Raw genomic sequence first — 12450 nt, forward strand, 5'->3', positions numbered from 1 at the left:
TGGGGGTATGGTCAAACGCTACCGGCACAGTAAGCGGCTTACCAAGCGGAACAACTCCGCGTGGCGACGCTAAAAAGTTTGATCTGGCCGCACCGGCTCCATTTGTTTTAACTCCTCCTTTCAGCGCATGGCCCTCATGTGCGTATAGCCTAACCCTGACAACCTATCGCAAATTAACCACCGGCGAAAGTAATGACTGGGCAAAAACGAACCAGGTTATCTTTTGCAAGTAACCTGCATGTGAATGGGGATGAGGGTGCCGTTGCATGTCGGCGCCCTCTTATTTAAACCGTTAAAATAATCTTAGGATGTACGAAGCCTCGTACAGGATAAACAGGATCACCAAAGCCGCATGAAACTTCTGGTTCTCTACCTTGATGGCTATCATGCATAATATGAAGTGACTGACATTACGGATAGGGTACTCGATATTGTAATGGTGCACATAAGTTGGCCCCTTTATCTCGGTATCAATAATATCAAGCAGGTAGCTCGTCCCCAAAATACCAAATATCCATTTACGACGGGAGTAGAAATAATCTTTGTAGCCTTGATAATCCTTCAGATCGTCGGGGTACAACAGGGCGCAAACGCTGTAATAGGTTACAATGTAGATGATGATAAAAAAGTACTCGGCAAAAAGCCAGTGCCTTATTTCATGCAGACTGATCTCCCACCACCAAAAATGCAGTAGTAAGATAAACACATAAAGTGTCCACAGGTTATGCACCCAATAAGGTTTATCCCGACCGGGATGCTGGATCTGTTTGGCCGCTCCTTTAAGCAAATGTGTAATGCTAAGGCCCAATGTAATGCTGATAACAGCCTTGATGTGACTAAAGGTATCCATAGGCAGGTGTTGGATTGATAACTAAAAGTAAATATTTTAATTTATCAATCACAACAGGGCCAACGGTTTAAGTCTTAAAAATCATGTCATTGCGAGGAGCGGAAGGGGTAAAAGCGCAGGAGCGACGTGGCAATCTCGTCGTTATGCCTGTGCGATATGCAAAGTCGCTGAGCATAGCTACGAGATTGCCACGCTATCGCTTATAATGACGTGATTGTAAGTTATTGATTATCAATAGTGTTTTTTTTTACACGTCATTACATTTTTTTTCAGGATTTCCCTGATGGTTACTCGCAATGACATTTTTATTTCTTATTGACTAAAATATCGCCTCAGCAATCCGTTTAGTTGGCCCGGCATTGCTCATGGTATAGAAGTGCAGTACAGGAGCGCCAAAGGCAATCAGTTCTTTGCACTGGTTGATCATCCATTCAATACCTACCTCTTTTACCGCTTTTTCGTTTTCACAGGCATGAATGGCATCACTCAGATCTTCCGGGATATCGATATGGAAAGTTTTTGACAATGTTACCAGCTGCTTTGACGATGTGATCGGTTTCAATCCCGGAATAATAGGCACATTGATGCCATTGGCCCGGCAGCCGTTCACAAACTCTTTGTATCTGTCAATATCGAAAAACATTTGGGTTACAATGAACTGGGCACCCATCTCTACCTTTTGCTTTAGGTATTTAAAGTCGGTTTTAAGGTTCGGGGCTTCAAAATGCTTTTCGGGATAACCGGCCACACCAATGCAGAAGTTTGTTTTGGCCGTATTGCCGTGATCTTCATGCAGGTAAATACCGTTGTTGAGGTTTACTACCTGTTGTAGCAACTCGGTAGCATAACAATGGCCGTTAGGCGTAGGTACAAATGACGAATCGCCGAGACGGGCGTCACCGCGTAAAGCCAGTACGTTTTCAATACCTAAAAACTCAAGTTCAATAAGGGCATTTTCAGTTTCATCTTTAGTAAAACCGCCGCAAAGCAAGTGAGGAACAGTATCAACTTTATACTTGTTCATGATAGCTGCACAAATAGCAATAGTACCAGGACGTTTGCGATACGATAGCTTTTCGAGCAGACCACTTGGGTGCTGCTTGTAAATAAAATCCTCGCGCAGGGTAGTGACATCAATAAACGGAGGTTTAAACTCCATCAATGGATCGATAGCATTATAAATGCCCTGGATGCTCTGCCCCTTTAAAGGCGGGATCAGTTCAAAAGAAAAAAGTGTTTTGCCGTTGGCGTTTGCTATATGTTCAGGTATTTTCATTTGCCCCCTAACCCCCTAAAGGGGGAATTTTTATTTAAGTTTTATAATTATAATACGTTTTAATTCCTCTCTTGAGAAAGAAATCACACGTTCCGTAATTCACGCCGCCGCTCGGCTCCAGCCGAGTGGCAATTATCCCAAGGCCTCTGGCCTGCTACTCCGATTTCGGCGGCCGGAGGCCGCTTAATAGTTGCCACTCGGCTGGAGCCGAGCGGCGGCGAATTTTTTTTATTCTTCATCCCCTTTAGGGGGCCGGGGGGGCTAATAATTAATATTCGGCCCCAGCCATCTTTCTACATCTTCCAATGGCATTTGTTTCCTCACGGCATAATCCTCCACCTGATCCTTGCTGATCTTTCCTAAACCGAAATATCTTGCTTGTGGGTGTGCGAAGTAGAAACCACTTACCGATGCGGCCGGCATCATGGCCAGGCTTTCGGTAAGGTGCATGTGCGCGTTGTCTTCGGCTTTTAGCAACTCAAACAACGTTGTTTTTTCGGTATGGTCCGGACAGGCGGGATAACCCGGTGCCGGACGGATACCCTGGTATTCTTCCTTGATCAGGTCGACGTTGCTTAGCTGTTCGCCTTTGGCATAGCCCCAGTGCTCTTTACGTACCAGTTCGTGCATTTTTTCGGCGAAGGCTTCAGCAAGGCGATCGGCAAGTGCTTTGGCCATGATGCTGTTATAGTCGTCATGATCAGCCTCAAATTCGGCTACCAACTCGTCGCAACCTAAACCTGTGGTTACGGCAAAGCCGCCAAAGTAATCAGGTACGCCGCTTTCTTTTGGTGCGATAAAATCCGACAGGGCATAATACGGATCGTTCTTCACCTTTTCGGCCTGCTGACGTAGGGTGTGGATGCGGGTTAGCACCTCCGTACGGGTTTCATCAGTATACAGCTCAATATCATCGCCCACGCTGTTTGCCGGCCAAAAACCGATAACGCCGCTGGCGGTTAACAGTTTGTCATCAACAATGCGTTTCATGAGTACCTGGGCATCATCAAATAGTTTTTTGGCTTCAATGCCTACAAACTTATCATCAAAAATTTTAGGGTAACTGCCGCGGAGTTCCCAGGTATGGAAAAATGGCGTCCAGTCGATGTAAGGCAACAATTCTTCCAGCGGATATGCTTCAAATACTTTGGTACCGGTGAATGCTGGTTTCGGGGCCACATCGCCATCCAGGCTGATCTGGAATTTGCCTGCACGGGCTTCGTCGATAGTGACGAAGCGCTTGTCAGATTTTTTGTTGGCATGCGCCTCACGGGCTTTGGCGTATTCGTCCTTAATACCCTGGATATAGGCATCCCGGTTATCCTTGCTCATGAGGCTACTGCACACGGTAACACTGCGCGATGCATCCAGCACATGAATAGCAGCGCCAGAGTATTGCGGAGCAATTTTTACAGCAGCATGAATGCGTGAAGTAGTAGCACCGCCAACAATGAGCGGAATTGTAAACCCTTCGCGTTCCATCTCTTTGGCAAAATGTACCATCTCATCAAGCGATGGGGTAATTAAACCACTCAGGCCTATGATATCAACATTTTGCTTTTTAGCTTCTTCAATAATGCGTTGTGCAGGCACCATCACGCCGAGGTCAATTACCTCGAAGTTATTACAAGCCAGTACCACGCCAACTATATTTTTGCCGATGTCATGCACATCGCCTTTTACCGTAGCCATTAGGACCTTACCGGCATTGGCGCGCTGATCTGCATTGGCATTGTTCTTTTTTTCTTCTTCGATGAAGGGTAATAAGTAGGCTACGGCCTTTTTCATTACACGGGCTGATTTTACCACCTGTGGTAAGAACATTTTACCGGCGCCGAATAAATCTCCCACTATGTTCATGCCATCCATCAGCGGGCCTTCAATTACTTCCAATGGCTTGCTATATGCCTGGCGGGCTTCTTCCACATCGTCATCAAGATATTCAACAATGCCTTTTACCAGCGAGTGGGAGAGGCGCTCCTGAACGGTACCTTTGCGCCATTCTTCGTCGCGTACTATCTCTTTTCCTTTACTTTTGATGGTATCAGCAAACTCAACCAGGCGTTCTGTGGCATCCTGGCGGCGGTTAAGCAGTACATCCTCAACCAATTCCAATAGGTTTTTAGGAATTTGTTCGTAAACTTCCAGCATCCCGGCGTTTACGATACCCATATCCATACCCGCTTTAATGGCATGATATAGGAAAGCCGAGTGCATAGCCTCGCGCACGGTATTATTACCCCTGAACGAGAAGGAAATATTACTCACCCCGCCGCTTACTTTAGCATGGGGAAGGTTTTGTTTGATCCAGCGGGTGGCTTCAATAAAATCAACCGCGTAGTTGTTATGTTCTTCCAAACCGGTAGCAACGGTTAGGATGTTGGGGTCAAAAATGATATCCTGCGGCGGGAAGCCTACTTCATTCACCAAAATATCGTATGATCGTTTACAGATCTCGATGCGGCGTTCTAACGAATCGGCCTGACCTGTTTCGTCAAAGGCCATTACTACGGTAGCAGCGCCATAACTCAGGATCTTGCTTGCGTGTTCCCTGAATTTTTCTTCGCCCTCTTTAAGGGAAATAGAGTTCACGATGCCTTTACCCTGCACACATTTCAAACCGGCTTCGATCACCGTCCATTTTGAGGAGTCGATCATGATAGGCAATTTGGCAATATCGGGCTCGGAAGCAACCAGGTTCAGGAATTTCACCATCACCGCTTCCGAATCGATCATACCCTCATCCATGTTAATATCGATGACCTGTGCGCCGCCTTCTACCTGCTGCAAGGCAACAGATAAGGCTGCCTCATAATCTTCGGCAAGGATAAGTTTAGAGAACTTTGGCGAACCGGTGATATTGGTACGCTCACCCACGTTCACAAAAATACTTTCAGGTTTTATGGTAACCGATTCCAGGCCGCTCAGGCGCATGTCCGGTTCAATTTCCGGAATGGGGCGGGGCGGGTATTTGGCAGCTTTATCAGCAATACATTTAATGTGCTCAGGCGTGGTGCCACAACAACCACCAACAATGTTAACCAATCCGGCTTTGATAAAATCATCAACCTGGTGAGCGGTTTCATGCGGGGTTTCGTCATACTGACCAAACTCGTTAGGCAGACCGGCATTTGGATAGGCTGAGATGAATACACCTGCTTTTTCAGAAAGCTCGGCAAGGTGCGGACGCATTTCCCGGGCACCCAAAGCACAGTTTAAACCTACCGAAAGCAGGTTGGCGTGGCTTATAGAGTTCCAGAAAGCCTCAACCGTTTGGCCCGAAAGGGTGCGACCCGAAGCATCGGTAATGGTACCCGAGATCATGATGCCGCCGCTATCGCGGAAAGCAGGGAAATCCTTACCGGCTGCTTTACATTCCAGCTCATAACGTTTTATGGCGAAAAGGGCAGCCTTGGCATTCAGTGTATCGAAAATGGTTTCAACCAATAATAAATGTGAACCGCCGTCAACCAAGCCACGCACCTGGTCATAGTAGGCCTCAGCCAGATCATCAAACGTAACGGCACGGTATCCGGGGTCATTAACATCGGGCGAGAGAGAAGCTGTACGGTTTGTTGGCCCTACGGCACCGGCAACAAAGCGCGGTTTTGCAGGGTTACGAAGGGTATATTCGTCGGCTACTTCGCGGGCAATGCGCGCACCTTCGTAGCTTAGTTCATAGGCCAGTTCTTCCAGGTGATAATCGGCAAGGGAAATTATCTGCGTACTAAACGTGTTGGTTTCAATGATATCGGCACCGGCCTCCAGGTATTCGGCATGGATAGCTTTAATAATGTCAGGGCGTGTAATATTGAGCAGGTCATTATTACCCTGTAGGTCGCTATGATGATCGCGAAAACGCTCGCCACGAAAATCCTTCTCGGTAAGCTGGTACCGCTGTATCATGGTACCCATCGCTCCATCAATCACCAGGATGCGTTTCTGTAATTCTTTTCTAATGTCCATTTTTTCCAGTTGGCCGTTGCCAGTGTTGCAATTTGCAGCTATCAGTTTGCGGCGACAGTTAAACAATGTGCATTTATCGCTGTGGTTTAAATAAAAAACCAAAGACTGCAAATTGCTAACTTAAAACTGCAAACTAAAAGATGGCTTATCTCGAAAAGTCGGGTGTTATCATGACTTTCGCTTATCTGTCCCAGTGCCGTTTGGCTGCTGAGTAGAATGTAGCACCTTGTGAAGCACAGGTTGCTAAGACATCGCAGGGTCTAATCCCTCCGTCTTTCTCCATAAGCACCGCAAAGTTGCGCAATAAAGTTGTCATTTGCAAGTGTATAACACAGCCCTAATCTCATCGTTAAGCCACATTGTTAAACAAAAAAAGCCGCCTCTTGTGGAGGCAGCTTTTTGATTGAGCTTCTTTTTGAAATTATCTTCTTCTGCCGAATAAACGGAGGATCATCAGGAAAAGATTGATAAAATCAAGATACAGGGTTAAACCGCCTAAAAGGGCCATTTTACTTGTTGACGACGTTCCATATTCAAGACCGGCTCCTATGCGTTTCAGTTTCTGAACATCATAAGCGGTTAATCCAACAAATACTGCTATGCCAACATAGCTGATGATGTATTCTAACTGAGAACTATGCATAAACATGTTAAACAACGATGCTACGATAATACCAATAAGCCCCATCATCATGATCGATCCAAACTTAGTAAGATCGGTATTGGTTGTATATCCTGCCACTGCCATTATACCAAAAACAACAGAAGTTGTAATAAATACGCCAAGCACTGAGCTTTCTGTAAATACACGTAGTATATAACTTAGGCTGATACCCATAACTGCTGAAAATGCGATGAACAGCAATGCTGCAACACCATATGATAAGCGGTTAAAGCCAAACGATATTATCAGTACGAACGCAAGCGGTGCAAACATTACAATGGTGCCTAAACCTGTATTGCCGCCGGTGGCAGGGTCCCTAAGCATTTCATATAATGCCTGGTTACCTGAAAATATGAACGCACACAAGGCCGAAAGCCCCAGTGCAACAAACATCCACACAAATACATTAGCTATGAATTTGCGCGATGCATCTTGTTCATTTAATTGTATTACGTTTTTATAAACGTATTCGGGATCTTTAATTTCCATTTTTTGTTATTAAAATATTACACGAATTTATGAATAAAAAGTGAATGTAGAGTGAAGAAAGAGTTGGAAAGAAACAAGACAGCAAGAGTCAAGAATCAGGAAGAAGGGCGGAAGCAAGACCGTAAGAGTCAAGAACCAGAAAAGCTAAAAGAAACATATTGCCTCTTGATTCTCAAAGTACTGAATCTGTTTTTTCTTGTCTCTTGGTTCTTGACCTCTTGACTCTACCCTAATTCAACCTCCTCATCAACTGCTCTTCTACCTTTTTGAAAACCTGTACAGGTTTCAACGCTCGCCAGCCGAGGTTATCGAGCTCGCCACCAAAGTTGATGTAGTAATCAATATTGCTGTTTTTAAACTCTTCAATCACGTGCTCGCGGAAGTTGATGCCTGCTATCCAGCCATCCTCTACATCCTGGAACCACTCCTCGTAATAGCAATCATCGCTTGAGTGAAAGTTAAGTACGTTTTCGCCTATCAGGATAAAATGCGTAATGCCGTTATCGATCATGAGGTCGAGCAGCTCGCGCTTCAGTAGCATGATGTCGTTATTAATGGCATCGTTCCATTCACCTATCAATTCAATAATGGTGTAGCCTTTATCATAATCGGCAAAAAGTACTTTAAGATAAAGTGTATTAGAGCCGAATGAATCCCACTGGGGGTGCAGCAGGTAATTGTAAACCTGCTTGTCAAATTCAAACTCGCTGTATTCGGTAGCATAGAAAGGCGAAAACTCATCTTCAGATGCTACGTAATCATCTCTCCAGCGGTAATATGGTTCAATATCGTGCATTGTGTTAATTTCAAATTTGTCTGAACCTGAATTTATTGAATTGAGGAATTTCTCGAATGCTGCTTTGCATTTTCAAATTTTCAAATCAACACATTTTCAAATTCAGTTTATTTTTTAAAATAATGATCAACAGCGCTTCGTACGCTGCCGTATTGTTTAAGTAACCTGGCCGCATCTTCTTCGCTTAGCCCGGTTGCGTCCATTACCATATGTGTGCCCCTGTTCACCAATTTATGATTGCTTAATTGCATATCAACCATCCTGTTGCCTTTAACCTTGCCAAGCTGGATCATTACGCTTGTGCTCAGCATATTCAAAACTAATTTTTGCGCGGTACCAGCTTTCATGCGGGTTGAGCCTGTTAAAAACTCAGGTCCTGTTACCACTTCAACCGGGTATTGTGCGGTTGCTGCTACCGGGCTGCCGCTGTTACACACAATGCAGCCCGTAACTATATTATGCTCATTGGCCGTTTTTAAGCCGCCTATTACATATGGTGTTGTACCCGAAGCCGCGATGCCAACCACCACGTCTTTCTCATTTATATTAAATTCCTGCAGATCTATCCATGCCTGTACAGCATCATCTTCGGCAAATTCAACCGCCTTGCGGATAGCGCCATCGCCGCCGGCTATCAGTCCAACCACCATATCAAACGGAACGCCGAACGTTGGCGGGCATTCCGAAGCGTCAACCACACCTAACCTGCCGCTGGTGCCGGCGCCAATATAAAATAGTCTGCCACCGTTTTTCATCCTTTCGGCGGTGATGGTTGCCAGCGCTTCTATCTGCGGTAAAGCCTTTTCAACAGCCAGGGGAACGGTTTTATCCTCGTTGTTAATGTTTTCTAAAATTTCCCTTACGGTCTGTTTTTCGAGGTTTTTATAGTGCGATTCCCTTTCGGTGGTGGTTTCCATAGCCTATTTTCAAATAATTTATAACAAAATTCGGTAAAAATCATCAAATGCAAGGGTGCAGGTAAAAATTATTGGCCCTGCAATTGTTAACTTTGTGTTATAAGTTATGAAGAGGACCGCGGGTGTAATTTTCCGGACAATGATCCTGCTATTTTTGGGGATAATGATAGGCTTGTTGCTTAACAGGGATTTTGCGACCCATAACCTCGGTCTTTCCTTTACCTCCAATAGCAAAATTGCCAAAGTGCTGCAGCTGGTTGACCGCAACTATGTTGATAGTGTTAATATCGATAGTATTGAAGGTGTTTCGGTTAATAACCTGCTTCAAAACCTCGATCCGCATTCGCTTTATTTACCGCAACAGCAGGCTCAATCTATCAACGAACGCTTAGACGGTGGTTTTAACGGCATAGGCATCGAGTACCAGTTGCTGCGCGATACCCTGATCATTACGCAGGTTTATGCCGGTGGCCCGGCCGAAAAGGCAGGATTGCAGGTAGGCAGTAAGGTGATCAATGTTGATGATAAAAAGTTTTCGGGCAGTAAACTTACGGCAGCCCGGATAAATGGTGTTTTCAGGGGCGATAAGGATGCCGAAATAAAGCTGACTGTATTACCTCCTTTAAGCAAAGACCTGAAAATGCTTAAGGTTAAACGCGGTCATGTGGATTTGAGCAGCGTTGACGCAGCCTATATGGCTGACGCCCAAACAGGTTATATCAAGATCAGTAAATTTTCGGCCACTACCGATGTTGATTTCAGAAAGGCGTTAACTACGCTGAAAAATGACGGGATGGATAAATTATTGCTCGACCTGAGAGGCAATGGCGGTGGTTACCTAAACGCGGCTACCTCAATGGCCGATGAGTTTTTAACCGGCGGAAAGCTGATAGTTTATACCAAAGGCATTCATGAGCCGCGTACCGATTATTTTGCGACAGATTCGGGCATGTTTCAGAAAGGGAAAGTCACCGTTCTTATTGACGAATATTCGGCATCGGCAAGTGAAATTTTAGCGGGTGCCCTGCAGGACCTGGACAGAGCGACTATCGTTGGTCGCCGGTCGTTTGGAAAAGGCCTGGTACAGCAGCAGTTTGCTTTTGACGACGGATCAGCAGTGAACTTAACGGTGGCAAGGTATTATACCCCGTCGGGCCGTTCTATTCAAAAATCATACAAAAATGGGGTGGACAGCTACCGCAATGAACTGGCCCAGCGCATGCAAAAAGGCGAGCTTTTTTCGGAACAAAGCAACCTGAGCGACAGTGTTTTTAAAGGAACACCATCATACCATACTTCAGCCGGGCGCAAAGTTTTTAGCGGCGGCGGTATCATGCCCGATGTTTTTGTACCGGCGGATACCAGTAGGTTTACACCGCTGATCCAGGACCTGAGCCAGCAGCAGCTATTTACCGCATACGTTATTGACAGGCAACAGCAACTGCTTAAAAAATACCCGACTGAGCATGAATTTTTAACACAGTACGCTGTTAGCAATGATGAGGTAGATAAATTTATCCTGTATGCTTCGCAAACCATTAAAGAAATGGATTCGCGCGAGGTGCAGCTATCGAGGGAGCCAATAAAAACCATCCTTAAAGCCCAGGCTGCCCGCTTTAAATGGGGGGATAATGCTTACTTTAAAGTGATCAACACCAATGATGTGACCTTTAAAAAAGGTTTGGAGCAGTAGGAATCGACCCTGATTCTCTTGATTTTAGGATTTTCTGATATTATTTATTGCTGACGTTTGTTTTATCCAATGTCAATAACCCGTTGAAATAGGATAGGAGTTTTCTGTTATCATCCTGGATGTAGGCTACCGGATACTCATAGCCTGTAAAAGTAACTTTCCATACTTTAACAAAACTGGGATGATCGGGTATGTCTTGCGTTAGGTTAAGGTAGCCAAATTCGGCACGGAGGCATGATGAGGCATTAACACGGTTATCAATGGTGTAGCCATCTTTTTTAAAGGCATCGATAAAAACTTTACGTATTTGAGGCAACGTGGCCTTTGCAGACGTGTCCAGGTTAAGCGTGCCATAACGCTGGCCGATAGAAGTTTCAAAAGTTCCGTTCTTGAAATGATATCCTATTCCTGAATTAAAAATAGGGAAGCCTTTGCTTTCTTCATAAGCTGCAACATGCTGATAAACTCTGAGCGGACCGTTGATGGATATACTATCGTTTAAAATAACCTGGTAAATCACCAGGCCGTTTAAAGAAATATTGTTTTGTTGTAACAGCTTTACGGCCGTAGCCAGCTCAACCTTATTGCTATCGCTATAATCGCGTTTGATGCGGCTGATGCAACCATTATCTTCTCCGTAGGTATGGTTAAGCTCGTTTTTTTTGCAAGACGCGAATGCTACTAATGCTGATAGCACTAAACAGTAAAACTTTTTCATGAAGTGTAAAGTATTGAGGTTTAGTATTATTACGGAGTGAGGAGAAGGAACGTAACAGAGCCCCTGATTTTTTGCGTGGAGGATTGGTTGTTGATAGGGAAGACTTACGAAGTTTTTAAAACTTCGTAAGTCTGGGTTCTGTAGAAATAAGACTCATGGTAATCCCCAAATCCTAAAAATCAAGGTTCATAATCTTAGGGCTGATTCTTACTTCTGCCTGAACCAAACCTGTATCGGTGCGCCCGAAAACTCGAAATTTTCGCGGAGCTTGTTTTCGATAAAGCGGTAGTAAGGTTCTTTAACGTATTGCGGCAAGTTGCAGAAAAACGCAAACATTGGCGAAGTACCTGCAATTTGGGTAATGTATTTTATTTTAACGTATTTGCCTTTTATTGACGGCGGAGGATAGTTTTCGATGATAGGCAGCATTACCTCGTTCAGTTTTGAAGTAGGTATTTTGCGTGCACGGTTTTTGTAAACCTGGTTGGCCACATCTAAAACCTTTAACACCCTTTGTTTTTCGGTAACCGAAGTAAATACAATAGGCACATCGCTGAAAGGGGCAATTTTATCGCGGATCTGCTCTTCAAATACTTTGACAGTTTTGCTGTTCTTCTCAATCAAATCCCATTTATTCACCACGATCATCACACCTTTTTTGTTCTTTTCGGCCAGGTGGAAGATGCTGATATCCTGAGATTCAAAGCCTTCAACAGCATCAATCATCAGTATGACCACATCGGCTTCTTCCAGGGCTTTAATGGTACGCATTACCGAATAAAACTCGATGTTTTCTTTAACCTTGGTTTTTTTACGCATCCCGGCAGTATCTATCAGCATAAAATCATGACCGTATTGGTTATAATGAATATGGATAGAATCGCGGGTGGTACCGGCTATAGGGGTAACGATATTACGGTCTTTACCGATAAGGGCATTAATGATAGATGATTTGCCTACGTTAGGCCTGCCTACAATAGCGTATTTAGGACGGGTATTTTCTTCCAGTACTTCATCTTCAAAGTGTTTTACCACTTCATCCAGCAATTCGCCGGTACCGGAGCCGGTCATTGACGAAATG

At 44.7% G+C, this 12450-nt stretch carries 10 protein-coding genes and 1 riboswitch; of the genes, 2 read left to right on the plus strand and 8 right to left on the minus strand.

What is annotated here, in order from left to right:
- Window positions 1-233, plus strand: a 233-nt coding sequence (locus VF500_RS22685) for a hypothetical protein (RefSeq protein WP_330861862.1), incomplete at its 5' end; no start/stop codon positions are given.
- Window positions 234-292: 59 nt separating this feature from the next.
- Here the strand turns inward: VF500_RS22685 and VF500_RS22690 are convergent.
- The 6 genes from VF500_RS22690 to murQ form a co-directional block, all read right to left on the minus strand.
- A complete protein-coding gene (locus tag VF500_RS22690; RefSeq protein WP_330861863.1) occupies window positions 293-850 on the minus strand; it encodes a hypothetical protein in 558 nt (185 codons plus the stop codon).
- Window positions 851-1169: 319 nt separating this feature from the next.
- Entirely contained in the window at window positions 1170-2126 is a 957-nt protein-coding gene (gene metF, locus VF500_RS22695) for a methylenetetrahydrofolate reductase [NAD(P)H] (RefSeq protein WP_330861864.1), read from the minus strand.
- A gap of 261 nt (window positions 2127-2387) precedes the next feature.
- Window positions 2388-6092: a methionine synthase gene (metH, locus tag VF500_RS22700; protein WP_330861865.1), complete on the minus strand. Its 3705-nt coding sequence runs from the start codon at window positions 6090-6092 to the stop codon at window positions 2388-2390.
- A 178-nt stretch (window positions 6093-6270) separates the two neighbouring features.
- A riboswitch (SAM riboswitch) is annotated at window positions 6271-6380 on the minus strand.
- A gap of 133 nt (window positions 6381-6513) precedes the next feature.
- Window positions 6514-7245 carry a Bax inhibitor-1/YccA family protein gene (locus VF500_RS22705; protein WP_321556033.1) on the minus strand — a complete coding sequence of 244 codons (732 nt, stop codon included), beginning with the start codon at window positions 7243-7245 and terminating at the stop codon, window positions 6514-6516.
- A gap of 229 nt (window positions 7246-7474) precedes the next feature.
- Window positions 7475-8041, minus strand: coding sequence for a hypothetical protein (locus VF500_RS22710; protein ID WP_243483717.1), 567 nt, complete (start codon window positions 8039-8041; stop codon window positions 7475-7477).
- 107 nt (window positions 8042-8148) lie between these two features.
- Window positions 8149-8958 carry an N-acetylmuramic acid 6-phosphate etherase gene (gene murQ, locus VF500_RS22715; RefSeq protein WP_330861866.1) on the minus strand — a complete coding sequence of 270 codons (810 nt, stop codon included), beginning with the start codon at window positions 8956-8958 and terminating at the stop codon, window positions 8149-8151.
- A 106-nt stretch (window positions 8959-9064) separates the two neighbouring features.
- On the opposite strand from murQ, the gene VF500_RS22720 reads away from it, so the two are divergent.
- The gene (locus VF500_RS22720) at window positions 9065-10651 is read left to right on the plus strand and encodes a S41 family peptidase (protein ID WP_330861867.1); all 1587 of its coding nucleotides are present in this window, start codon (window positions 9065-9067) and stop codon (window positions 10649-10651) included.
- Between the two features lie 40 nt (window positions 10652-10691).
- Here VF500_RS22720 and VF500_RS22725 read toward each other — a convergent pair whose 3' ends face one another.
- Together VF500_RS22725 and der are read right to left on the minus strand one after the other, a co-directional pair.
- Window positions 10692-11369: a hypothetical protein gene (locus VF500_RS22725; RefSeq protein WP_330861868.1), complete on the minus strand. Its 678-nt coding sequence runs from the start codon at window positions 11367-11369 to the stop codon at window positions 10692-10694.
- Window positions 11370-11576: 207 nt separating this feature from the next.
- A partial coding sequence (gene der, locus VF500_RS22730) for a ribosome biogenesis GTPase Der (RefSeq protein ID WP_330861869.1) occupies window positions 11577-12450 on the minus strand: 874 nt, incomplete at its 5' end.

This window comes from Mucilaginibacter sp., assembly GCF_036383575.1.
Taxonomy (GTDB): Bacteria; Bacteroidota; Bacteroidia; order Sphingobacteriales; family Sphingobacteriaceae; genus Mucilaginibacter.